Origin of the sequence: Streptomyces sp. NPDC102402, from assembly GCF_044765765.1 — a bacterium.
Taxonomy (GTDB): Bacteria; Actinomycetota; Actinomycetes; order Streptomycetales; family Streptomycetaceae; genus Streptomyces.
This window is the reverse complement of record NZ_JBIWKR010000001.1, coordinates 979,720-1,003,163: the sequence shown is the minus strand read 5'-3', so window position 1 is coordinate 1,003,163 and position 23,444 is coordinate 979,720. Positions and strand designations below refer to the sequence as shown.

At 73.4% G+C, this 23,444-nt stretch carries 19 protein-coding genes and 1 pseudogene; 4 read left to right on the top strand and 16 right to left on the bottom strand.

Features of this window, described 5'->3' with window-relative positions:
* Nucleotides 1–35 precede the first annotated feature (35 nt).
* Nucleotides 36–896, bottom strand: a complete 861-nt coding sequence (locus ACIRJR_RS04305; protein ID WP_403773503.1) for a sulfurtransferase — start codon at nucleotides 894–896, stop codon at nucleotides 36–38.
* A gap of 188 nt (nucleotides 897–1,084) precedes the next feature.
* Complete coding sequence (locus ACIRJR_RS04300) at nucleotides 1,085–2,281, bottom strand: IS701 family transposase (RefSeq protein ID WP_403773500.1); 1,197 nt, start codon at nucleotides 2,279–2,281, stop codon at nucleotides 1,085–1,087.
* Between the two features lie 162 nt (nucleotides 2,282–2,443).
* On the opposite strand from ACIRJR_RS04300, the gene ACIRJR_RS04295 reads away from it, so the two are divergent.
* Nucleotides 2,444–3,046, top strand: a complete 603-nt coding sequence (locus tag ACIRJR_RS04295; protein ID WP_403773497.1) for a TetR family transcriptional regulator — start codon at nucleotides 2,444–2,446, stop codon at nucleotides 3,044–3,046.
* A 46-nt stretch (nucleotides 3,047–3,092) separates the two neighbouring features.
* Here the strand turns inward: ACIRJR_RS04295 and ACIRJR_RS04290 are convergent, their stop codons facing one another.
* The 12 genes and pseudogenes from ACIRJR_RS04290 to ACIRJR_RS04235 all read right to left on the bottom strand — a co-directional run bounded on the left by ACIRJR_RS04290 (nucleotide 3,093) and on the right by ACIRJR_RS04235 (nucleotide 18,136).
* Nucleotides 3,093–4,415, bottom strand: coding sequence for an MFS transporter (locus tag ACIRJR_RS04290; protein ID WP_403773494.1), 1,323 nt, complete (start codon nucleotides 4,413–4,415; stop codon nucleotides 3,093–3,095).
* Nucleotides 4,412–5,410: a transaldolase family protein gene (locus ACIRJR_RS04285; RefSeq protein ID WP_403773491.1), complete on the bottom strand. Its 999-nt coding sequence runs from the start codon at nucleotides 5,408–5,410 to the stop codon at nucleotides 4,412–4,414. Before ACIRJR_RS04285 ends, ACIRJR_RS04290 begins: the two co-directional genes overlap by 4 nt.
* Nucleotides 5,411–5,477: 67 nt before the next feature.
* The gene (locus ACIRJR_RS04280; RefSeq protein WP_403773818.1) at nucleotides 5,478–6,968 is read right to left on the bottom strand and encodes a dihydrolipoamide acetyltransferase family protein; all 1,491 of its coding nucleotides are present in this window, start codon (nucleotides 6,966–6,968) and stop codon (nucleotides 5,478–5,480) included.
* 16 nt (nucleotides 6,969–6,984) lie between these two features.
* On the bottom strand, nucleotides 6,985–7,983 hold the full coding sequence (locus ACIRJR_RS04275; protein WP_403773488.1) for an alpha-ketoacid dehydrogenase subunit beta: 999 nt from the start codon (nucleotides 7,981–7,983) through the stop codon (nucleotides 6,985–6,987).
* A gap of 1 nt (nucleotide 7,984) precedes the next feature.
* The gene (gene pdhA, locus ACIRJR_RS04270; protein WP_403773486.1) at nucleotides 7,985–9,187 is read right to left on the bottom strand and encodes a pyruvate dehydrogenase (acetyl-transferring) E1 component subunit alpha; all 1,203 of its coding nucleotides are present in this window, start codon (nucleotides 9,185–9,187) and stop codon (nucleotides 7,985–7,987) included.
* Nucleotides 9,172–10,266, bottom strand: a pseudogene (locus ACIRJR_RS04265) (serine hydrolase domain-containing protein); the annotation flags it as partial. The gene pdhA and the pseudogene ACIRJR_RS04265, both read right to left, overlap by 16 nt.
* A 97-nt stretch (nucleotides 10,267–10,363) precedes the next feature.
* Nucleotides 10,364–11,041, bottom strand: coding sequence for an HAD-IA family hydrolase (locus tag ACIRJR_RS04260; protein ID WP_403773484.1), 678 nt, complete (start codon nucleotides 11,039–11,041; stop codon nucleotides 10,364–10,366).
* On the bottom strand, nucleotides 11,026–11,877 hold the full coding sequence (locus tag ACIRJR_RS04255) for a sugar phosphate isomerase/epimerase family protein (protein ID WP_403773481.1): 852 nt from the start codon (nucleotides 11,875–11,877) through the stop codon (nucleotides 11,026–11,028). Before ACIRJR_RS04255 ends, ACIRJR_RS04260 begins: the two co-directional genes overlap by 16 nt.
* Nucleotides 11,874–14,108 (bottom strand): ROK family protein, encoded by a 2,235-nt coding sequence (locus ACIRJR_RS04250; RefSeq protein WP_403773478.1) that lies wholly within the window; start codon nucleotides 14,106–14,108, stop codon nucleotides 11,874–11,876. Before ACIRJR_RS04250 ends, ACIRJR_RS04255 begins: the two co-directional genes overlap by 4 nt.
* Complete coding sequence (locus tag ACIRJR_RS04245; protein WP_403773475.1) at nucleotides 14,105–15,307, bottom strand: sedoheptulose 7-phosphate cyclase; 1,203 nt, start codon at nucleotides 15,305–15,307, stop codon at nucleotides 14,105–14,107. The genes ACIRJR_RS04250 and ACIRJR_RS04245 overlap by 4 nt, the downstream gene beginning before the upstream one ends.
* A 136-nt stretch (nucleotides 15,308–15,443) precedes the next feature.
* Nucleotides 15,444–16,394 carry an aldo/keto reductase gene (locus tag ACIRJR_RS04240; protein ID WP_403773472.1) on the bottom strand — a complete coding sequence of 317 codons (951 nt, stop codon included), beginning with the start codon at nucleotides 16,392–16,394 and terminating at the stop codon, nucleotides 15,444–15,446.
* A 77-nt stretch (nucleotides 16,395–16,471) separates the two neighbouring features.
* Nucleotides 16,472–18,136, bottom strand: coding sequence for an FAD-binding protein (locus ACIRJR_RS04235; protein ID WP_403773469.1), 1,665 nt, complete (start codon nucleotides 18,134–18,136; stop codon nucleotides 16,472–16,474).
* Nucleotides 18,137–18,432: 296 nt separating this feature from the next.
* On the opposite strand from ACIRJR_RS04235, the gene ACIRJR_RS04230 reads away from it, so the two are divergent.
* From ACIRJR_RS04230 to ACIRJR_RS04220, 3 genes are read left to right on the top strand one after another with little or no spacing between them, the layout of a single operon-like run.
* The gene (locus tag ACIRJR_RS04230) at nucleotides 18,433–18,969 is read left to right on the top strand and encodes a VOC family protein (RefSeq protein ID WP_403773467.1); all 537 of its coding nucleotides are present in this window, start codon (nucleotides 18,433–18,435) and stop codon (nucleotides 18,967–18,969) included.
* Nucleotides 18,966–19,418 carry a nitroreductase/quinone reductase family protein gene (locus tag ACIRJR_RS04225; protein ID WP_403773464.1) on the top strand — a complete coding sequence of 151 codons (453 nt, stop codon included), beginning with the start codon at nucleotides 18,966–18,968 and terminating at the stop codon, nucleotides 19,416–19,418. The genes ACIRJR_RS04230 and ACIRJR_RS04225 overlap by 4 nt, the downstream gene beginning before the upstream one ends.
* 45 nt (nucleotides 19,419–19,463) lie before the next feature.
* The gene (locus ACIRJR_RS04220; protein ID WP_403773461.1) at nucleotides 19,464–21,149 is read left to right on the top strand and encodes an AMP-binding protein; all 1,686 of its coding nucleotides are present in this window, start codon (nucleotides 19,464–19,466) and stop codon (nucleotides 21,147–21,149) included.
* Nucleotides 21,150–21,224: 75 nt separating this feature from the next.
* On the opposite strand, the gene ACIRJR_RS04215 is transcribed toward ACIRJR_RS04220, so the two are convergent.
* Together ACIRJR_RS04215 and ACIRJR_RS04210 are read right to left on the bottom strand one after the other, a co-directional pair.
* The gene (locus ACIRJR_RS04215) at nucleotides 21,225–22,505 is read right to left on the bottom strand and encodes an MFS transporter (protein WP_403773458.1); all 1,281 of its coding nucleotides are present in this window, start codon (nucleotides 22,503–22,505) and stop codon (nucleotides 21,225–21,227) included.
* Nucleotides 22,506–22,667: 162 nt separating this feature from the next.
* Nucleotides 22,668–23,438 carry an SDR family NAD(P)-dependent oxidoreductase gene (locus ACIRJR_RS04210; RefSeq protein ID WP_403773455.1) on the bottom strand — a complete coding sequence of 257 codons (771 nt, stop codon included), beginning with the start codon at nucleotides 23,436–23,438 and terminating at the stop codon, nucleotides 22,668–22,670.
* Between the last annotated feature and the right edge of the window lie 6 nt (nucleotides 23,439–23,444).

Genomic DNA, 23,444 nt, shown 5'->3' with positions numbered 1-23,444 from the left:
GGCGGCGGGTTCACGGGCCCCGCTCGTGAACCCGCTCACGGGCCGGTCTCGACCGGCAGCGCCGACGGCAGGCCCCACTCGCTCCACGACCCGTCGTACACGGAGACCTCGCGGTATCCGGCGAGCTCGGCCCCCAGCGCCAGGACACACGCCGTGACCCCCGACCCGCAGCTGACCACCAGCCGCTCCCGGTCCCCCGCCGACGCTTCGAACACGGCTCGCAGTTGCTCCGCCGGGAGCATCCGGCCGTCGCGCTGGAGCGCCCCGAAGGGCAGGTTCACCGCCCCGGGCATGTGGCCGCGGCGCAGCCCGGGCCGGGGCTCGGCCGCCGTACCGGCGAAGCGCTCCCGGGAGCGCGCGTCGAGGACGGCCGCCCCGGGGTCGGCCAGGGCCTCCACGACGGCCCCGCTGCCGACCAGCGCTCCGGGGCGGGGGCGGGCGGTGAAGTCCCCGGGGCGCTCGGCGCCCCCGGGCTCACGGTCCTCCACCGGGAGCCCGGCCGCCTCCCAGGCGGGAAGCCCCCCGTCGAGGACCGCGACGCGGTCGAAGCCCATGGCGCGGAGCATCCACCACGCACGTGCGCTGGAGTAGATGCCGGCGGTGTCGTAGACGACGACGGTGTCCGTGCCGTCCACCCCCAGGAACCGCATCTCCTCGGCGAACCCCGCCGCCTCCGGCATGGTGTGCGGCAGCGGTGCGCGGTGGTCGGAGAACACCCCGTCGATGTCGAAGCGCCGGGCTCCCGGGATGCGCCGGCCGGTCGCGCGGTGCGCGCCCACCGAGGCGTCGAGGACCACGGTCCCCGGTCGGGCGAGCCACTCGGCCAGCCGGTCCACGCCGACGAGCGGGCCGTCCCCCGGTCCGCCGCCTGCCGTTTCCTCGTGCCCTGTGGCCATGAAAGGCCTCCCCCCACGTCGAGTCCGTCCACCGGAGACCCCGTTGAGTCCGTCCACCGGAGACCCCGTCGAGTCCGTCCACCGGAGCCCCCGTTGTACGCCGCCCACCGGGCCCCGCGCCACCAGGATCCTCGCGGGAGTTCGCGGACGGGCCGGACCCCCGGCCCGCGCCGGGCAGGCCCGGCGGATCAGGCGGCCCGGACGGAGTCCGCCCCCGCACCGTGGAGTCGCTGGTAGGCGTAGGCCGCGGACACGAGGGTCATGTGCCGGTGCCACCCGGGGAACGAACGGCCCTCGAAGTCCTGCATGCCGTGGTGAGCACCCAGCGCCGCGACCGTGTCGGTCGCTCCCTGGAGCAGCTGGGTGAGAGCCAGCAGCTCCTCCATGCGGCGCTGGGTGAGATTGGTGAGCCAGATGCGTCCGGGACGGCGACGGGTGTGGTCCCACTCCGCGAAGAGCCTGCCCGGTGCGACGGTCCGGGCGCCGTCCGGCCGCAGGACCGCGGTCCTGGCGGGGGCCGACACCACCTGGACGCGGCGGGGACGGCCGTCGGCTCCGGTCACGGTCGTGACGTGCGGGTGGCGGACACCGGCGCGGAGCAGCCGCTGACGGGCGGTTTCCACGGCCCCGTCCTGGACGGCTCCGGCGGAGCCCGCGGCGGCCGGGCCGGAGAGCAGCCGGAGGTCGTCGGCGACCCCGAGCACGAACTGGTACCCGCCGCCGTTCAGCCGCTCGATCACCGGCCGGGCGTCGGGGGCGGAGCCGACGTCGACGACCACCGGGGCGGCCACCACCGGGGAGTGCGCCGACAACGCGTCCACCAGCCCCACTATGTGGGCCCAGCGCGGCCGGAACGGCACCGTGTCGGGCAGCCGCGCCCTGCGCCGCGCCTCCGGGTCCCTCGCCCACCCTTCGGGCAGATGGAGACGCCAGCCCACGGGCAGGTGCTCGGTGCCGCCTGACAGGAACAGGCCCACGCTGAGCTGGCAGTTGACGGTGCGGTCGAGTTCGGGGACGAAGCGCTGGTGCACACCGACCGAGTGGGCGCCCCGCTTGGGCAGCACCGCGGGTACGACGGTCCACGCCTGCGGGGTGAAGCGCCCGGCGACCCAGCGCGCGAGCTCCTGGCGCGTGACGTTCCAGTCCCACGGGCTGGTGTTGACGAACTGTTGGAGCGACTGCGAGGCCGTGTCCGAGCTCGTCACCTCCTCCGCCATACGACGCACGGACTTCCGCCCCTGGGTCGCCAGCAGTCCCTGCAGGTAGATCCGGGCCCACTTCATCTGGTCCATGCGCGGCAACTGCGCGAACAGCGTCTGGCTGAACGCCGAGAGCGACGCGCGTCCGTCCGCCTGTTCCCAGTCGGCCATCCCTGTCGCAGCCATCTCGTTCCCCCTCCGTGCTTCCGGCGCCTCCGAGAGAACCATAGCGAACGTTCTCTTTGTTTTGGGGATCCGCTCCTACTTCCCGTAGTCGGGCACCCACCGGCGCCCCGGCACCGCGACGATGCCGGGGCCATCCCCCACAATCCGGGAGAGAAAGACCAGATGATGCAGGAGCGCGCCGCTCGTACACGCAGCGCATTGATCCAGGCCGCCGCCCTGGAGTTCGAACGCAGGGGGTACGAAGGAGCCTCGCTCGCCCGGATCAGCGAGGCCGCCCACACCTCGATGGGGGCGCTGACCTTCCACTTCCGCACCAAGGCGGCCCTGGCCGAGGCCGTGTGCTCGGCGTACCAGCAGAGCATGGCCCGGCACATCGGCGAGGCGCTGGCCAGTACGGAAGCCCCGCTGGTCGCTCTCGGGGGGATGGTGACGTCGCTGCTGCGCCTGCTGGAGACGAGCTCGGTCGCCGGAGCCGCCGCCCGGCTGCGCGGCGAGCGCCCGGGGACCGGGCCGGCCCACCACCTCGCGGGGCCCGAATGGCCCGTCGTGCTCGGCGTCCTGCTCGCACGGGCGCAGTCGGCCGGGGACCTCCGGGCGGGCGTGGCGCCGAGGGCCGCGGAAGCCCTCGTCCTCCGGCTCGTCGAAGGCACCGGGATCGCCGTCCGGGGACGCACCCGGTACGCGGAGGGGGACCCGGGCGGGCCGTCGGCCGAACAGGTCTGGGAGCTGCTGCGACACGCCATCGCAAGACGGACCCGCGGGTGACGCCGGGGCCCGGAGCCGTCGTACCGGCCCCGGGCCCGCCCCGCGCTCAGGCCTCCAGGTCCTGCTGGATCTCGGCGAGCGAGCGGTTCCGCGTCTCCGGCACCTTCCGTACGACGAAGAAGAGTGCCCCCGAGGTGACCGCGGCGAAGAACCAGAAGACCAAGGACACGCCCACCGCGTCGGCGACCGGCAGGAAGAGCTGCCCCACGACGAAGTTGGCAGCCCAGTTGACCAGGGCGCAGAGCGCCCCGCCCCGCGCCCGCGCGCCCGGCGGGAAGAGTTCCGCCGCCATGATCCAGAACACCGGTCCGAGGCCGACGGCGAAGCTGCCGACGTACACGATCATGGAGACCAGTGCGATCGCGTTGGCCGGGGATCCGGTCGGGAAGCTCATGGCCACGCCCAGCGTGACGAGCGAGACCCCCATGCCCGACAGCGAGAACAGCAGCAGCGGGCGGCGGCCGAGCCGGTCGATCAGAGGGATGGCCGCCACGGTCATGAGGACGTTGACCACCCCGATGAAGACCGAGTACTCGATCGAGTTGGTGGCCGGAAGACCGGCACGGGACATGATGCTCGGCGCGTAGTAGATGATGCTGTTGATCCCGCCGAACTGCTGTACGGCCGCGAGCGTCACGCCGATGAGCAGCGCCCTGCGCACCGCGGGCCGGTCGAGGGGCAGGGCGCGGGACGCCTTCGCCGTCCGTCCGGACGGCCGGTCGTCCGACCGCCCGCGCAGCCATTCCGGGCTCTCGGGTATGCACAGCGTGCCGATCAGCATGACCACCGAGGGGATCAGGCCCACCGCGAACATCGCGCGCCAGTCCGCGCTGCCCGCGAACCCGAGGTTGACCAGGTAGGACACCAGGATGCCCACGGTGAGGAGCACCTGGTTGGCCGTCACCAGCCGGCCGCGCAGGCGGGGCGGTGCGATCTCCGCGAGGTACAGCGGTACGACGGTGGACGCGCCGCCCACGGCGAGGCCGAGCACCATCCGGGCGCCGACCATGCTCGCGAAGTCGTGTGCCAGGACGGCCGCGACGAGCCCGAGCGTGAAGGTGAGGGCCACCGCGATCAGGACACGCTTGCGCCCGAACCGGTCGGCGGGGCGCCCACTCCCGAGAGCTCCGGCGGCGGCGCCGAGCAGCAGCGCCGAGATGACGGTTCCCTCCTGGAAGGAGGTGAGGGCGAAGTCCTCCTTCAGGAAGAGCAGCGCACCCGAGATCACCCCGGTGTCGAAGCCGAACAGCAGCCCGCCGAGGGCTACGACCCCGGTGGCCAGCGCCAGGCGCTTCGGCCGCTCCTCCCCGGACGGCGGCGGGAGCGTGTGGGAGGGGGCAGGCGGTCTCGGGGAGTCCTGGAGAGTCATGCCACACCTCCCCGGACCAGGGTCCGGGCCTGGGCGCGGAGCTGGGCGGGTTCACCCTCGAGTTCACGCGCCACCTCACGCGCACCGATGCCGAACCACGAGAGGCAGGCATCGAGATGCTCGGCCGCCGCACGCGCCCCGTGCGGCGGGCGCAGCCGGGGGCGCAGGCCGGCCACGGTGCCGAGTGCTCCCAGCGGTACGGCCACAGCGGTGTCCGCGGTGGCGAGTCCGGCGGTGTAGCGCGTCCGGTGCTCCGCGGCCCCGGCCGCGGAGTCGCCGAGTTCGCTCCAGACCAGGCGGAGGGGGCGGGCGCCCCCGGCGGCGAGCGTCCGCCAGGCCGGTGAGCGGGCGGGGTCGAAGAGGCGGGCGAAGGTCGCGTGGGCCAGCCGGGCGGCGGTCAGGGCCGCGGTCCCCCGCAGGGCCTTCGCCTCCGCGCTCCCGGCCCGGTCCAGCAGCGCGTCCACCCGGATGTCGAGCGGCCGGAGCCCGAAGGCGACGGTCGAGGCGAGCCTGCCGGGATCCCGCCCCTCGGCCACGGCGCGCTCCAGTGCCGCCAGATAGACGGCCGCCGCCTGCTCGTACCGCCGGGCGGAGAAGCAGGTCGCCAGCTGCACCGGCAGTCCGCGGTCGAGCAGGACCCCCATGGCGGCGAGACCCGCGTCGTTGGACGGCAGGGCGACGGCCGTGTTCGGGCGGTCCGTCCCGTCGGCGAGCGAGCCCGCACGGTGGACGAGCTCCGAAGTGCCGCGCTCCGGGAACACCTCGGCGCCGAGCACCACGATCCCCCTTCGGCCGAGGGTCTCCTCGTGCAGGCCGCGGAAGTCGTCGCACGCCTTCCGCGCGGCGGTCACCGTGGCATCCGGCCCCACAGCGGCCCCGGCGATCCGGTGACCGGCTGCCAGGGCCGCCTGCCGGCCCGGCTCCGCGGTGCCGTCCCCGAGGTCGAGCCAGACCGGTACGGCCGCGGCGGTGGCGCGTTGTCTCACGCTGGTCATGTTCGTGCTTCCCCCTGTGCTCGGGCGCCGTCCCCGACGGCGGTGTGGTGGATGGTGCGCGGTGCCCTCAGCCGTGCGTGGCGAGCAACCGCGGATCGCGCAGTACGGCGGCGACGTCGGCGAGCACCCGCGAGCCCAGCTCCCCGTCCACCAGCCGGTGGTCGAAGGAGAGCGCCAGCGTGGTGACCTGTCGCGGCACGACCGTGCCCCGGTGCACCCAGGGGCGGGGGCCGATCGCGCCGAGGGCGAGGACGGCCGCCTCGCCGGGATTGAGGATCGGAGTCCCGGTGTCGATCCCGAAGACACCGATGTTCGTCACGGTGAGGGTGCCGCCCCGCAGGTCGGCCGGGGTCGTACGGCCCTCACGCGCGGCGGTCACGAGCCCGCCCAGGGCGGCCGCCAGACCTGGCAGCGTGAGCGAGGCCGCGTCCTTGATGTTCGGCACGAGGAGTCCGCGCGGCGTGGCGGCGGCGATCCCGAGGTTGACCCGGTGCTTGAGGACGATCTCCTGCCGTTCCTCGTCCCACGAGGCGTTGACGGACGGATTCCGCCGTACCGCGAACAACAGGGCCCGTACGGCGATCAGCAGAGGGCTCACGCGCAACCCCTCGAACTCCGGGTCCTTCCTGAGCCGTTCGACGAGTCTCACCGTGCGGGTGACGTCGACCGTGACGAACTCCGTCACGTGCGGGGCGCTGAACGCGCTGGCCGTCATGGCCCGCGCGGTCGCCCTGCGGACGGCGGAGGCCGGGACGCGGGTCTCGTGCGCCTCGTCGCCGCCGGGGCGCGAGGGCGCTCGGCCGCGCCCGCCGCCGGGGCGCGAGGGCGCTCGGCCGCGCGACGGAGTGCCGGGCTCGCTCCGCAGCGGTGCGCCGGGCTCCGGTCCGCGGTCCGCGGTCCCGTGCGCGGCCGGTTCGACGGCGGCGCGCACGTCGTCACGGGTGATGTCCCCGCGCGGTCCGGTAGGACGCACCCGGGCGAGGTCCACCCCCAGTTCCCGCGCGAGCTTGCGCACCGGTGGCTTGGCCAGCGGCCGGGGCGAGCCGAACTCGGCCGCCGGCGTGGGCGGCGCGGGCGGCGCGGGCGGCGCGGGCGGCGTGGGAGCGGCCGGAACGATCCCGGCCGCCGCCGGTGCGGGGCGCCGGGGGCGGCGGGCGGTCGGCGAAGCGGCAGCGCCGTAGCCGACGAGCACCGCCCGGCGGCCGGGCTCCGCCTCCGGTACGGCGACGGCCTCAGGTCCGGCGCCCGGGCCGCGAGCCGGGGCGGACGGGCCGCGAGCCGAGGCGGGAGCGGGGGCCGGGGCGGCGTCCGCGACGGTCACGATGACCTCGCCCACGTCCACCGTCGCGCCCTCGGGGAACCGCACCTCCTGGACCACGCCGCTGAAGGGGACCGGCAGTTCGACCATCGCCTTGGCCGTCTCGATCTCGCAGACGACCTGCCCGTCCGTGACCTCGTCCCCCGGCGCCACGAGCCAGCGGACGATCTCGGCGTCCTGCAGTCCCTCACCGACGTCGGGCAGGCGGAACTCCTTGTACCGCACCGCGCGGTCCGTCATCGTCATCGGAACTCCTTCACAGGGCGAGTGCTCGGTCGACCGCGTCCAGCACGCGGTCGAGGCCGGGGAGGTACTCGTCCTCCAGCCGGGAGGGCGGATAGGGACTGTGGAAGCCGCCGACGCGCAGGACCGGCGCCGACAGGTGGTAGAAGCAGCGCTCCGTAATGCGAGCGGCGATCTCGGCTCCGGCGCCGAAGAAGACCGGCGCCTCGTGCGCCACGACCAGGCGGCCCGTGCGGCGGACCGACTCGGCGACGGTGTCGAAGTCGATCGGTGAGATCGACCGGAGGTCCAGGACCTCCAGTTCGTGGCCCTCCTCGGCGGCGGCCCTCGCGGCGTCGAGACAGGTCGCGACCATCGGCCCGTAAGCGGCGAGCGTCAGATCCGTCCCCGCGCGGACCACCCGCGCGACCGGCGGCCCCGGCCGGGCGCCGGGCCGGGTGTCGACCTCGCCCTTCTCGTAGTAGCGCCGCTTGGGTTCTAGGAAGACGACGGGGTCCTCGCAGCGCACCGCCTCCTGGAGCATCCAGTAGGCGTCCGCAGGGGTGGACGGGGACATCACGCGCAAGCCGGCCACATGGGCGAACAGCGCCTCGGGCGATTCCGAGTGGTGCTCCACGGCGCCGATCCCGCCGCCGTACGGAATGCGGATCACGACCGGGAGGCGCACCCTGCCGCGCGAGCGGGCGTGCATCTTGGCCAGCTGGGTGACGATCTGGTCGTACGCGGGGAAGACGAACCCGTCGAACTGGATCTCCACGACCGGCCGGTAGCCGCTCAGGGCCAGGCCGATCGCCATGCCCACGATCCCCGACTCGGCCAGCGGCGTGTCCATCACCCGGGACTCGCCGAAGTCCTTCTGGAGCCCGTCGGTCACCCGGAACACCCCGCCGAGCCGGCCTATGTCCTCCCCCATGAGCAGGGTCCGGGAATCGTCGGCGAGCGCGGTGCGCAGCGACGCGTTGAGCGCGGCCACCAGGGTCATGCGTCCGGTGCCCGCTGTCGCGGTGGTCATCTCAGCCCTCCTCGGCGAAAGACGCCTGGTAGACGTCGAACGCGGCGCGTTCCTCGTCGACCAGTGCGTGCGGCTCGGCGTACACGTGGTCGAACAGCCGGCCGGTCCCGGGCGTCGCCATGGACCGGACGCCCTCGCGGACCGTCGCCGCCAGCGACTCGCCCTCCGCCTCCGTCGAGGCGAAGAACGCGTCGTCCGCGACGCCCTCCGCCCGCATCAGCCGTTCCAGCCGCAGCAGCGGGTCCTTCGCCCGCCAGCTCTCCACCTCGGCCTGGTCCCGGTAGCGGCTCGGGTCGTCGGAGGTCGTGTGGGCGCCCATCCGGTAGGTGAACGCCTCGATCAGCGTGGGCCCCTCGCCGCGGCGGGCGCGTTCCAGCGCCCACCGCGTCACCGCCAGGCACGCCAGTACGTCGTTGCCGTCGACGCGGACACCTGGAAAGCCGAAGCCCTGGGCGCGCTGGTACAGCGGCACCCGGGTCTGCCGCTCGTTGGACTCGGAGATCGCCCACTGGTTGTTCTGGCAGAAGAACACGACCGGCGCTCCGTACACGGCGGCGAAGTTGAACGCCTCCGACACGTCGCCCTGAGCGGTCGCGCCGTCCCCGAAGTACGCGATGACGGCGGATTCGGACCCGTCCTTGAGCAGACCGCAGGCGTATCCGGTCGCGTGCAGCGTCTGGGAGCCGATCACCAGGGTGTACAGGTGGAAGCGGTGCTCCCGCGGGTCCCAGTCGCCGTTGTCCACCCCGCGGAAGAGCCGCAGGAGGGCGAGCGGGTCCAGACCCCTGCCGAGCGCGACGGCGTGTTCGCGGTAGCTGGGGAAGGCGTGGTCGGTGGCCCTCAGCGCCCGCACGGAACCCACCTGCGCGGCCTCCTGGCCCAGCAGGGAGGGCCACAGCCCCAGCTCGCCCTGGCGCTGGAGGGTGACCCCCGCGGCGTCGAACCGCCGGGCCAGCGCCATGTCCCGGTACAGGGACCGCAGTTCCTCCGGACCGGACTCCGCCGTGAACTCCGGATGGTCCACCCGGGAGCCGTCCGGCGCGACGAGCCGTACGCCGTCGCCGCTCACGCCTCGCCCTCCGTACCGAGACCGTCCACCGACGCGGCGACGGCCTTCACGAGCGAGGACGCCCGCTTGTCGTCGGGGCCGAGGGCGATCAGGCGGTTCATCACGTACGAGACACCGGCCCGGGCACGCGGCCACGCCTGGTTGGCGGAGCCCCCGGCACCGTCGTGGCCGAAGGAGTCGCCGTCGACGCCCGGGCGCGGGTTGGTCCGCAGCCGGTAACCGCCGCCCCCGTACACCATGGGGACGCCGATGAGCTGGTCAACCTTCTTCACCCGCGGGGCACGCGCCTCGTCGAGGAGCCGGCGGGAGAGGAGCACGGGCTCCTCCTCGGCCGGCCGGGCCGCGTCGGCGGCCAGGATCCCGTAGAAGCGCGCGAACGCGCGTGCCGAGCCGTAGGCGTTGGCGGCGGGGATGAGGGTGAAACGGCGGTCCGGCCGGTTCCAGGTCTCCTCGTCCTCCGGGAACGGGATCGGGTTCTGCCAGATCCGCCGGGTCAGCGGGTCCTCGCTCGTGAAGTAACCGGAGAACTGGTCGCGGAAGCCCGTGCCGTACTCGGTGCGGGCCACGAGGTGTTCCAGCTCCGGCGCGATCCCGAAGGAGATGCCGAGGCCGAGCGGGCCGGCGATCTCCTCGGCGAAGAACCGGTCCAGCGGCCGGCCGTCGACCCGGCGGATCACCTCGGCGACGATCCAGCCGGTCGCGTACGGGCCGTACAGGATGCCCTCGGCGCGCGGATCGGCCTCCTGCTCCTGGTCGGCCAGCAGCTTGGCCATCAACTGGGGGTCGCCCAGGTCCCCCTGGGACAGCGGCGCCGCGACGGCGGGCAGCCTGGCGGTGAAGGTCACCACCTCGCGCAGCGTCACGCCTCCCTTGCCCCGGGCGGCGAACTCCGGCCAGTAGTGGGCGACCGGCACGTCCAGGCCGACCACACCGCGGTCGACGAGGAGCAGCAGCGCCGTGGCGAGGATGCCCTTGCTGCCGGAGAAGATCAGCTGTCGGGTGTCGCCGTCCCAGGGGGTGCCCCGCGTGGGGTCGGCGGGACCGCCCCACAGGTCGACGACGAGTTCGCCGTCGAGGGTCACGGCCACGGCCGCGCCCTGTTCGTCGCGCTCGGCGAAGTTCCGGACGAACTCCTCGCGGACGCGATCGAATCCGGGGGCCACGTGGCCGTGGATCCGCGTTTCCTGGTCGGTGGGCACAGCGTCGGTGGGCATGGCGTCGGTGGGCACAGCGTCGGTGGGCATGGCGTCAGCGGGTATGGCGTCGATGGGCATGGCGGAGTCACTCCGATCGGAGGGTAGGGGTGAGAGGTCAGCCCAGTGCGGGCACGGGAGCGGGGGCCGGGAGCACCAGCCGAAGACCGTCCTGGGGCGAGGAGACGCACGTGACGCCGGTGTAGTCGGCGACCCGCGGACGCCCCTGAGCCGCTGGTCCGTCGTGGGCGCCCACGACCACCGGGAAGCAGCCCGCGGCGCGGGCGGCCAGCAGACCGAGCTCGGCGTCCTCGAAGACGACGGCACGTGCGGGGTCGGCACCGAGCCGCTCCGCGGCGGCGAGGAAGCCCTCGGGCGAGGGCTTGCCCTCCAGGACGTCGTCGGCGCTGATCAGCACCTCCGGCAGGGGAAGGCCCGCGGCTGCCATCCGGCGTTCGGCCAGTTCCCGCCCCGCGGAGGTCACGACCGCCCACCGGTCCGGCGGCAGTTCCGCCAGCAGCCGGGCCGCCCCCGGCACGGCGACGGTGCCGCCGGTGTCGGCCACGTCCTGTGCGACGAGCCAGGCGGTCTCCGCCGCCACGTCGGTGCCCGGCGGCGCGTGTGCGGCGACCGTCTCCGCGGTGCGCTGCCCGTGCGCGGACGCCAGGATCACGGCGAGGTCGAGGCCGTGCCTCCCGGCGAACCGGGACCAGGTGCGTTCCACCGCGGCGGTGGAGTCCACCAGGGTGCCGTCCATGTCGAACAGCAGGGTCTGAGCGGTCAGTACGAGTGGCATGGCTGCGCCGTCTCCGTCCGTGATCGGTCCATCCGGCGGGCCAGGGCCCGGGTCCGGTCGAGGTCCGCGCGAAGCCGTGGGCCGTCCCCGTCGCGGTGGTCGTTCTCCAGGACGGCGGCGGCCACCCCCGGCAGATGGCGCGCCACGGCGTCCACGGTCTCCGTGACGCGGCCGTCCCCGTCGCCCAGCAGGGGGGTGGCGGCCGTACCGGCCCGTCCGTCCTTCAGGTGGATCTGGTCGGCCAGCCACGGTCCGGCGTCCGCCACCAGCCCGGGTACGTCGAGGCCGGCGGCGACCGGGTTGTAGCTGTCCAGCAGCAGCCGGAAGGCGGGTGAGCCGACCTCCTCGGCCAGGCGCACGGCGGACCGCGCGGGGAGCACGTTCTCGCTGGCCAGGAGGAGGCCGCGCGAGGCAGCCCGGTCCGCGGCCGTTCGCAGCACCTCGGCGGTGCGCAGCAGAGCGCGCTCGCTGTCGATGGCGCTCCGCCGGAAGCTGGGCACGAACACGAGGGGGGCGCCGAGTTCCTCACCGGTGTCCAGCAGCCGGCTCAGTACGTCCCGCACCCTTGCGGCGTCCGGGGTCCCCGCCGCGGCGGTGAGACCGATGTCGTTGAGGACGTTGGCGGCCACGGCGAGCGGGGAGACGCCCGCGGCGTCCGCGGTGCGGCGCAGCCGCCGGACCGCTCCCGGCGCGCTGTCGAGCCGGGGACCCCGGCCCGGACCTCCGAGGTCGAACTGGAGCCCGTCGACGCGGTACCGGAAGGCCAGGTCGACGGCGCCCTCGCCGCGTACCGGAAGCCGCCAGTCGACGAGCCCGATCAGCGGGGGCGTGCTCACGACGGCTCCGCCGTCCGCACGGCGAGCTTGACCAGGCGGCGCCCCCGTACGGTCCGCGCGCCGCTCCTGGCGAGCGCGGTCAGCGTCTCGGCGGCGCCGGCGAGATCAGTCTCGTGGGTCACGAGGTCCTGGAAGGTCCCCGGATCCCGGCACAGTTCGGCGGCCGCGTACGCCAGGTGCTCGTTGGCCACGCCCCGGTGGCCGAGGACCGAGACCGGGCGGCCTTCCTCCGTCGTGAGCCGTTCCACGACGGGTGGCTGCGGGAGTCCTCCGCAGTTCGCGGCGCGCGTCCGGGCCAGGTCGACGCCCGGGAAGAGAGGGCTGTGGGCGGGCCTGGGCAGTCCGCCGACGAGGTCGACGGCGACCTCGGCGCCCTCCGTCGCGCGCAGGGCCAGTTCGAGACCCGGGAGGGTCGCCGGCGCCGGGGTGGCGATCAGGACCGCCACCCGTCCGCGGTCCAGCGTCCCGGCGAGCGCCCCGGCCGCGAGGTCCTCCAGGCCGACGGGCCGGTCCGCCCGGTGGGGAGACCGCTCGCTCCACCGAAGGCCCTCCCCCGTGTGGTGGGCGTGGACGGTCCGCACGGACCGGCCGAGCCAGCGCCGCGCGACACGTACGGCGAGGTGGCCGACCGTGCCGTCCCCGATGACGAGCAGGGTGTCCGGGGTGTGGGCGCGCAGCGCGAGCGAGGCGTATCTGACGACCGCCAGCGGCTCGATCAGCACGGGGAGGTTCCCTGGCGGAACCTCTTCCAGGGGGAGGACCAGGCCGCCCCTGACGGCGCTCGCGGGCACCAGCATGCGGGCCTGGAGCATGCCGTCGACGTTGTGGCCCAGCAGGAAGGACGGGTCGGTGGGGTGGGTGGGGTTGACGACCACGTGGACACCCGGCACCAGGCGCGGGTCCTCCACGCCCGGTCCCACCTGGACGACGCGGGCCACGCCCTCGTGTCCCAGTACCGGCGCGCCGTCGTCGCGCAGTCCTCGCAGGATCTGCAGGTCCGTACCGCAGACGCCGGCGACGACCGGCGCCACACTGATCTCGCCCGGTCCCGGCGGGCGGGTGGGGCGCGGGAGCAGCCGGGTGGAGCCGCCTTCCCGCACGACCGCCGGATGGGTGGCCGCCCGGGGGGCGCCGCCGGGAACGGCCTCCGGACGGGCGCCCTCCCCCGACGCCCCTCCCCCGGGGCCCGGTCCGCCGGGGTGCCCCGCGTCGAGCGCCGCGATTCCGGCCCCGATCAGGCCGTTGGCCTCGCCCGGTCCGCACACGGTGATCCGGTCGCTCGTCCAGCCGGGATCGCGCTCCCCGGTCAGATAGAGGCCCTCCCTCCGGAGGTGGCCGAGGACGGCTGCCCTGTAGTGCGCCGCGAGCCCGGTGGCCACGCCTCCGCTGAGGGCGAGTTCGTCCAGCTCGGGATCGAGGCACAGCGCGCTGCGCAGCACGTCGGCGACGGGTGCGGTGGCCGCGTCGAGCAGTTCCCCGGCGAGGCCGTCGGCCCGGTCGAGGGCCTGTGCGAGCGCCTGCTCGAATGCCCGGCCGCCGGCCATCTCCCTTCCCAGCCAGGAGCGTTCCCAGCGGTCGGGTTCCCGTTCGCGGAGGACGTCCGCCATCCGTCGCAGTCCCGGTCCGGACGCGTACGAGGAGACGTGGCCGGGGCGACCGCAGTCGCACAGCAGCTCGACCGGCCGTCCGGCGAGCGAGGTGGAAGCGGGGAGGTGCCCCACCTCACCCTGGAGTCCGCACCCGTCCGTGGCGATGGTGCCGCTGCGCAGGTCGACGATGCGGCAGGCGATACCCGAACTGACCGTCATCAGCAGCACCTTGCGGTGCGTACGCCGGTGCGGTGCCGAGACGAGGTGCAGCAGGGCCGCCGTGACGTCGTTGACGATGTGCCACCGCACGTCGGGCCGCCGCTCGCTCAGCGCTCCCCGCAGATCGAGCGGCGTGGTCTCGTCGCCGAACAGAGGCGCGGAACCGTAGACCGTGCCGCTGCGGTGGTCGAGAGCCGCGCCGAAGGAGATCCCCGCGACGGCTTCGGGGGTGCGGGGCACCGCCGCGCAGATGGTGGTCAGCAGACGTTCCTTCAGCTCGTCCACCGTCGCGTCGGGATGCCTCAGCCGGCTGGGCGAGGGCTGCTGGAGGGTGTCCCGGAGGCCGTCCTCGGGTGACCAGGTGGCACTGCGCACATGAGTGCCGCCCACGTCGAGGACGGTGATCGGTCCGGAGCCGCTCACCGGTCCGTCCCGTCCGTGTACGCCCGTACGAAGTCCAGGGCACGTGCCAGCTCGACGCCGGTGACGTCGTTGACGAAGACGCAGGAGCCTATGCCGTCGGTCAGCGGCAGGCGCTGGCTGCCGTCCCGGTGCTTCACCGCGTCGGCCAGGCCGAGCTCCAGCAGCTCCGGCGTGAACACGGGGTGCGTCAGGGGGAGACCGCAGTCGGCGATCAGGGCGAGCGCACGGCGGGCGTCGGCCTCGGTCAGATGGCCGCGGCCGACGGCCAGGGCGACGCAGACGGCCATGTCGACGGCCACGGCCTCACCGTGGAGCAGCGGCGGGTCGGCGCGCAGCTCCAGGGTCGGGCTGAAGGTGTGCCCGTAGTCGACCGAGCGCTCCAGCACGCCTTCCCAGAGGTTGGGCTCGAGCTCGTCCAGCATGCCGGCGATGGCGCGGGAGACCACCTCGCTCATGGACGCGCCGCAGTCGGCGAGCGAGTGGCTGGTGACGAACTCGACGTTCTCCTCCAGCAGCCGGAAGAGGGCGGCGTCCTTGATCAGCGCCATCTTGATGATCTCGGCGAGGCCGTTGGCGATGTGCCGCGGTTCCACCGTGCGCAGGAACTCGGGGTCGATGAGCGTGGCCTCGGGGGCGAAGTAGGTGCCCAGCCGGTTCTTGTGGGTGCCGTGGTTGACACCGGTCTTCACGCCGACACCTGCGTCGACCTGCCCGACGAGCGTGGTCGGGACCCGCACGTAGGGCGCACCCCGGCGGTAGAGGCTCGCCGCCATGCCGACGACGTCCATGAGGACACCGCCCCCGACGACGACGACGCGTTCGGTGCGGCGCAGGATGCCCATGTCGGTCATGGCACACGTCACGTCGACGACCTGGTCGAGGGTCTTGGTCTCCTCGTCCCCCGGCATGACCTTCCAGACGGCATCCACGTGCCATGCCTCGAAGTAGTCGCGCAGACCGGGGCCGTACAGCTCGTCCACGGTCCGGTCCACGACGATCAGGGCGCGTACGGCCTTCCGGCCGTCGGCCCCCACCGAGCGCGCGAGGACGGGGTTCACCGGGTTGAGGAGCCCGCGGGTCAGGGAGACCTCGTAACCCACCGGCTGCTGGGACTGGACGTACCAGGTCAGGCCGGGCGGGCGCGGGATGTCGAAGGTGGACGTGAGGCTGCGCGAACGGGCTGTGGTGATCTCGGACATCGCAGGAATTTCTCCGTCTGAGGGTCGGGGCGAGGGGCGGGAAAGCTGCTCCGCCCGCGCCGGCCGGGGGATCACCCGGCCGGCGCGGGCGGAGCGGATTCCGGCGGGGATCACCCGGCCGGACGAGGAGGCGGGATCAGGCCTCCGGGTCGCCCATGGGGGCGGGCAGGGCGTCGAGTTCGGCGACGTCCTGGGGCGTGAGGTCCAGCGCCGCGGCGCCGGCGTTCTGGACGAGGTAGCGCTCGGTCTTGGTCCCGGGGATCGGCACGACGTGCTCGCCCTTGGTGAGCAGCCAGGCCAGGGCCACCTGCGCGGTGGTCGCCTCGTGGCGGTCGGCGACGGCACGCACCGCGTCGACGATCGACCTGTTGTGCGCGAACGCCTCAGCGGTGAAGCGCGGCTGGGTGGCGCGCCAGTCGTCCTCGGGCAGGTCGGCGGGGTCGGTGAAGGCGCCGGTGAGCAGACCGCGGCCGAGCGGGGAGAAGGGGAGGAAGGCGATGCCCTTCTCCACGGTGTACGGCAGGACGTCGGCGAAGGCGTCCCGGGTGAACAGCGAGGCCTCGGACTCGACGGCCGCCACCTCGTGCACCTCCTGTGCGGCGCGTACCTGGTCGAGGGTCACCGCGGAGAGGCCGAGGGCGCGGATCTTGCCCTGGCGCACGAGCTCGGCGAGCGCGCCCCAGCTCTCCTCCAGCGGCACCCGCGGGTCGACACGGTGCAGGAAGTAGAGGTCGACGTGGTCGGTTCCGAGCCGGCCGAGGCTCGCTTCGACGGCACGGACCAGGTGCTCCGGGCGCCCGTCGAGGCCCAGGCCGCTGTCGCCGACCACGAGGCCGCCCTTGGTGGAGAGCACCACCTCGTCGCGGCGGCCCTTGATGGCACGTCCGACGAGCTCCTCGTTGCTGAAGGGGCCGTAGACGTCGGCCGTGTCGATCAGGTTGACGCCGAGGTCGAGGGCGCGGTGGATGACCGCGACGGAGGCGTCGTCGTCCCAGCCGTGCGGGTCGTAGCCGAAGGACATGCCCATCGTGCCGAGGCCGACACGGCCTACTGCGGGGCCGTTGTTCCCGAGGGTGGTGGTTCGCATGCGGATTCTCTCCTTGAGACGGTTCGCCGGGAGCCCGGACGGGCCGCCCGGCCGGTGGGGGATGCGGCAGGGTGCGGTCAGAGCCGGATCGACTGCCGGTGGTGGAAGACGTCCTTCGGATCCCAGGCGCGCTTGACGCCCTGGAGCCGGGCGTAGTTGCCCTTCCAGTACAGGTCGTGCCAGGGAACCGCCGAGGTGTTGAGCTCGGGGTCGGACAGGTCGCCGTCGGGGTAGTTGATGTAGCAGCCGTCGGTGACGTCGTTGGGCACCGGGACGCCGCCCGTGTCGGCGTAGACATCGCGGAAGGCATCACGCACCCAGGCGACGTTCTTCGCGTCGTCCTTGGCGTCGTACCAGAGGCTCTCGAAGTTGGCCTTCATGATCGCGTCGCGCTGGGCGACGGCGGTGGCGGCCGGCGGGACGGACGCGATCCTGCCGCCCGACGCGGACAGCACGACCCCGCTGAGGGTGCTCGGTCCGTCGGTGCTGGTGAGGTGCCGGTACATGGCGTCGATCTGTCGCTGGGGCGTGGCCCTGCGCAGATGGGACGACTTGTGGACACCGCGGGTCGTCGGGTCCAGCTGGGTGGCTGAGATGGAACCGATGTACCGCGTGCCCCGCAGCCACGGGAGCAGCCGGGTCGTGGTGTACGCGGAGTCCAGGACACCCGAGGAGCGCTTGACGGCCGAACTCAGGCCGAGCGCCTGGTCCATTCCGGCGAGGAAGTCCGAGAGCACGGACGCGGCGTCGGGGAGTGAGGCGTCCAGCTGGACCACCGCGCCCATCGACCCGCTGTCACGGTGGTTGAGCATGAGCCAGGAGTAGAGCGAACCGGCCGTGGTACCCGCCGTGTTGTTCTTCTCCAGCCACGTGCCCCAGTAGGACACCAGCCGGCCGAAGCCCTCCTGGGTGACCTTCTCCCAGGGCCAGCCGGCCAGGGTCATGTAGACCTGGGAAGGCGCCTTGGGCAGCAGTTCCCCTGGCGCGCCGGTGGCACCGGGGGTGCGGAACCAGAATCTGGTCACGATGCCGAAGGAGCCGCCACCGCCTCCGGTGTGCGCCCAGAACAGGTCCCGCAGGGAGGCGTCGGCGGAGTCCCGCGCGGCGACGACGGCACGGACGGTGCCGTCGGCGGCCACGACGACGACCTCCACCGCGTGCAGGTGGTCGACGGTCAGCCCGTACTGGCGGGAGAGGTTGCCGAACCCCCCTCCGGATATGTGGCCGCCGACGCCGACGCTGTGGCAGATGCCCCCGGGTATGGTGACGCCCCAGCCCTCGTAGAGGGCCTCGTACACGTCGAGCAGGGTCGCGCCGCCCTCGACGGCGAAGGCGTTCATCGAGGCGTCGAAGCTCACCGCGTTCATCAGCGACAGCTTGATGTTGATCTCGACCTCGGCGTTGAAGACGAAGTCCTCGAAGCAGTGCCCGCCGCTGGCGACCGACAGGCGCTTCCCGCCGGCCACGGCCTCGCGCACCGCCGCGACCACGTCCTGCGTGGTCCTCGGCAGCACGATCTTGTCCGGGCGGGCCTGCCAGCGCTGGTTCATTCCCGCGGTGAGGTCGGGGTAGCGAGGGTCCGCCGGGCCCACGGTGACCGCGGCGGCCCGTACACCGGCCTTCTCCGTGCCCCCGTCGGCGGCCAGCGCGGCGGGAGCCTGTGCCAGCCCGCCGACAGCGGTGGCGAGGGCTGCTCCCGAACCTGCGCCCAAGAACCGCCGGCGCTTGATTTCATTCGTCATCTTCGTCGTTTCCTGGTATCCGAGTTCAATGGAAAGAAGACCGGCCTGTCCATACGAAAGCGAAAGGCATTCGGAAGGCGGTTCCCTCTGACCGGGTTCGCCTCGATGACGTCATCTCAACAGGGGAACCGGCCGACTCGCCAACCTTTGAAATCAACTTCGGCAAGTCGGCACACTTTGGGAACTCGGCGTTGTCCGCAGGGGCGTCGTACCGCATCGTCGGGCCTGCCCGGGCTCCCGCACGGGCCAGGACACAGGGCCCGCCCACGGCGCGGCCCCGGCGGACGGAGTGACCCTTGAGCGGAATACCCGGAGCACGCGCGGTGCACCACATCGCCTACACGGTGCCCGATCTCGACCAGGCCGTTGACTTCTTCACCCAGGTCATCGGAGCCGAACTGGCCTACCGGCTGGGCCCGGTGGAGGACCCCGACGGCGACTGGATGACCGAGAAACTCGGTGTGCACCCCCGCGCGTCGGCGCAGATCGCCATGTTGCGCCTGGGGCCGGCGACCAACCTCGAACTCTTCGCCTACACCTCTCCCGACCAGGACCGCACCCGCCCGCGCAACAGCGACTGGGGCGGGCACCACTTCGCGATCTACGTGGACGACGTCGACAAGGCCGCCGCGTACCTGCGCGAGCAGCCCGGGGTGACCGTCCTCGGCGAGCCGGAGACCATCGAGGACGGCCCGATCGCCGGCGACCGCTGGGTGTATTTCACGACGCCCTGGGGCCTTCACATGGAACTCATCAACATGCCGGCCGGAATGCCTTTCGAGCAGACCACGGAAACCCGGCTCTTCCTCCCCGAAAGCGAATGGACGAAATGACGAGCGACAACTGGACCGTCGACGAGTCGGTCAACAGCAATGCCTTCAACCGGAGCGTGCTCCAGGAATTCCGGGCCAACCGCGGCCGGGTGAAGGATTTCGGCGACACCCCGCTCCTGCTCCTCACCACCCGCGGGCGGCGCAGCGGCCTGACCCGCACCACGCCTCTCGTCCACCTGGCCCTCGACGGCAGGTACGTCGTCTTCGCGGCGAACGGCGGAGCCGCCGTCTCCCCGGGCTGGTACCTGAACCTCATGGAGGCCGGGGAGGGCGTGGTGGAGGTCGGATCGCGGCGCTTCACCGTGACGCCCGAACCGGTCCCCGAGCAGGAGCACGAGGAGCTGTGGCGGCTCCAGACCGCGCAGGACCCCAACTTCGCCACCTTCCGGTCCCGGACGGACCGGACCATCCCGGTCCTCGCCCTGGTCCCCGTGACAGGTACCGGCTGACCCCTCCCCCGGCACACGCCGGCTCTCGCCCCGAAGGAGCGACGCATGACCACGCCCCACCCGACCGAGGAGTTCCGGGCCGCCCGGGACCTCCTGCTGGCCCACCGCGAGGACTACGAGAGGGCCTGCGCGGACTTCCGATGGCCCCGGCCGGAGCACTTCAACTGGGCACTGGACTGGTTCGACGTCATCGCGCGGGACAACGACCGCACCGCGCTGTGCATCGTCGAGGAGGACGGCAGCCGCTGCCGGTACTCCTTCGCCGAACTCGCCCACCGCTCGGACCAGGTCGCCAACTGGCTGCGCTCCCAAGGTGTCCGGGCCGGCGACCGGGTGCTGGTCATGCTGGGCAACCAGAAGGAGCTGTGGGAGACGGCGCTGGCCGCGACGAAGCTGCGCGCCGTGCTGGTCCCGGCCACCCCGCTGCTCAACACCGCCGAACTGGCGGACCGCGTCACCCGCGGCGCGGTCCGCCACGTCATCGCCCGGGCCGGGGACCACACGAAGTTCGACGGCGTCCCGGGCGGCTTCAGCCGGTTCGCGGTCACCGGTCCAGGACAGACGAGCCCCCCGGGCTGGGCGGACTACCAGGACTCGCTCACCGCCCCCGGCCCCTACGAGCCCGAGGGCCCGACCCGCGCGGACGACCCGCTGCTGCTCTACTTCACGTCCGGCACGACGTCCCGGCCCAAGCTCGTCGAGCACACACACGCCTCGTATCCGGTGGGACACCTGTCCACCATGTACTGGATCGGCCTCCGGCCGGGCGACGTGCACCTCAACATCTCCTCGCCGGGCTGGGCCAAGCACGCCTGGTCGAGCCTCTTCGCCCCGTGGAACGCCGAGGCCACCGTCTTCGTGTACAACTACACGCGCTTCGACGCGGGCCGGCTGATGACGGAGATGGACCGCGCGGGCGTCACCACCTTCTGCGCACCGCCCACCGTGTGGCGGATGCTCGTACAGGCGGATCTCGGGCAGCTGCGGACACCGCCCAGGGAAGCGGTGGCGGCCGGGGAACCGCTCAACCCCGAGGTGATCGCGTCGGTCCGGCACGCATGGGGGGTGACCGTGCGGGACGGCTTCGGGCAGACGGAGAGCACCGTGCAGGTCGCGAACACCCCCGGGGCGGCCCTCGTCCCGGGGACGATGGGACGGCCGAGCCCCGGCTTCTCCATCGCGCTGCTCGACCCCGCCACGGGCCGCCCCGCCGAGGAGGGCGAGATCTGCGTGGAGCTGTCCACCGCTCCCGTCGGGCTCATGGCGGGGTACGCGGGAGAACCGGACCGCACCGCGGAGGCGATGTCGGGCGGTTACTACCGCACCGGCGACCTCGCCTCGCGGGACGCCGACGGGCGGCTCACCTACATCGGGCGCAGGGACGACGTGTTCAAGTCCTCCGACTACAAGATCTCCCCATTCGAGCTGGAGAGCGTCCTGCTGACGCACGAGGCCGTGGTGGAGGCCGCCGTCGTCCCGGCACCCGACGTACTGCGGCTGTCGGTGCCGAAGGCGTACGTCGTCCTGGCCGACGGCTGGGAAGCGGACGCGGACACGGCGAAGCACCTGTTCGCCCATTCCCGGGCGGCGCTCCCCCCGTACAAGAGGATCCGCCGCATCGAGTTCGCCGAACTGCCCAAGACGATCTCCGGGAAGATCAGGCGCGTGGAACTGCGGACGGCGGCGGAGCGGGCCGGGGCCGGCGGATACCGCGAGGAGGACTGCCTCTGACAGACCCGGCTCAGGGCATGGATACGGCGGGCGCCGTCCGGCGCCCGCCGTATCCATGCCCTGAGCCGGGGCGCCCTACGGGCTCGCCGTGAGAGAGCCCGGCCGCTCCGTCCCGCCCCGCCCGCTGTGCTCCCGCGGAGCCGGGGCGGCCTTCGGCCCCGTCCGGGAGAGCCAGGTCAGAGGCAGCGCCAGCAGACACACCGCCGCTCCGGCGACCGGCAGTACCGAGAACCCGTACGCCGCGGTCAATCCCCCGGCCACGGCCGCGCCGGCGGCGATACCGGCGTTCCCCGCCGAGGCACCCAGGGTGGCCGCGAGGTCCCCTCCGGGGCCGGCCCGGCGGATCGTGCGCAGCTGGAGGGCGGGCGCGAAGCCGAACCCGGCGAAGCCCCAGACAGCGACGCAGGCACCGACGGCCACGGGCCGCTCACCGGCCAGGAAGAGCGCGGTGAGGACCAGTACGAGCACGACGGCCGCCACGGTCACGGTCGCGGCCGCCGCCCGGTCGGCGAGGTACCCGCCGACAGCCGTCCCGACGGCCCCGGCCGCCCCGAACACCAGCAGGTAGACGCTCACCGCACCGCCCTGGACCCCGGCCGACTCCTGTACGTACCCGCTCAACTGGGTGAACACGGTGAACTGGCCGCAGAAGAGCAGCACGGCGGTCGCCAGCAGGACGAGCACCGGGGCCCTGACGACATGGCGGACCTGCGCGCCCAGGATCACCCGCCCACCGGGGCCCTCCAGCGGCAGCACGGCCCGGACCAGGAGCAGCGCCACACCTGCCAGGACGGCGATCGCGGCGAACACGTACTGCCACGGCAGGGCGTGCCCGGCGAAGGTGGCCAGGGGCACCCCGAGCAGGTTGGCGACGGCTATCCCGCCGAACACGACGGCGACGGCCCGGCCCTTGCGCTCCGCCGGGACCAGGCCCGCGGCCGTGGCGGAGGCGACACCCACGAACAGGCCGTGGGCCGCGCCCGCGACCGCCCGCACCCCGAACACGACGGCGAAGCCGTCCGCGAGGGACGCGACGACGTTGGCCGCGGCGTAGACGGCGAGCGCCGCGCAGAGCAGCAGCCGACGCGGCACCCGAAGCGTCGCGGTGGTCAGGAGCGGTCCGCCCAGGCACACACCGAGGGCGTAGGCCGTGACCAGGAGGCCCGCCGTGCCGGCGCTCACGTGCAGGCTCCCGGCCATCCGGTCGAGCACGCCGATCACCACGAACTCGGCGGTGCCGACCACGAAGGCGCTCAGGCCCAGGACGGCCAGGGCGCGGGAGCTCCGCGCCCCGGCCGGCGGTGGGGCGAAAGCCCGCGCCCCTCCCGTCAGTTCCACATCTCCGGTTCCCCGCATGGCGACTCCTCCGCGTACCGCGCCGGCCGTGCCGGCGTCCGTGCGGGCCAGCACACCAGCGCGGCCGTCGCGTGTCGCCGTCAACTGCCCCAAGTCGCAAGGGAGCCCGCAACGGGCGACGGCCGGGCGGCGCGCGCGGGGCCGGCGTCCGGGGACCGCCTCCTAGACAGCGGTGGCCCCGCCGTCCACCGGCACGGCGGAGCCGGTCACGAAGGAGGCGCGGTCACTGCACAGCCACAGCGCGGCCTCGGCCACCTCGGAGGGCGACGCCATCCGCTTCTGCACCGCGTCTGCGGCGAACCGCTCCTCCAGTTCGGCGTGCTGGCTCAGCACCTCCTCCATCATCTCGGTGCGGGTGGCCCCCACGACGAGCGCGTTGACACGGATTCCCGCGGTGCCGTAGTCGGCCGCCGCGGCCCTGGTCAGGCCCAGGACCGCGTGCTTGGCCGCCACGTACGCGGCGCTGGCCCCGGTGGCCCTGGTGGCGGCGACACTGGCGGTGTTGACGATCGCGCCTCCCGACGGCTGACGCAGCATCACGGCGATCTGGTGACGCATGCAGTTCCACACGCCCCCCACGTTGACGTCCATGGTCCGCCGGAAGACGTCGTCGTCGATCTCGTGCAGCGGAACACCCGCGGTGGCGTAACCGGCGTTGTTGAAAGCGCAGTCGAGCACCCCGTACGTCTCGACAGCGGCCTCGACCGCCTCCCGCATCCGGCCGGAGTCCGTCACGTCGCCCTCGACGGCGAGGGCACGCCCGCCGGAGTCGTTGATCTTCCCCGCCAGCGCACGCAGTCGCTCACCGCGGCGCGCCACCAGGACGACGGCGGCGCCCTCGTCGGCGAAGGCGTACGCGGCGGCCTCGCCGATACCGCTGGACGCTCCGGTGATCATGGCGACGCGACCGGACAGCGTCTTCTGGTTGCTCATGACTCG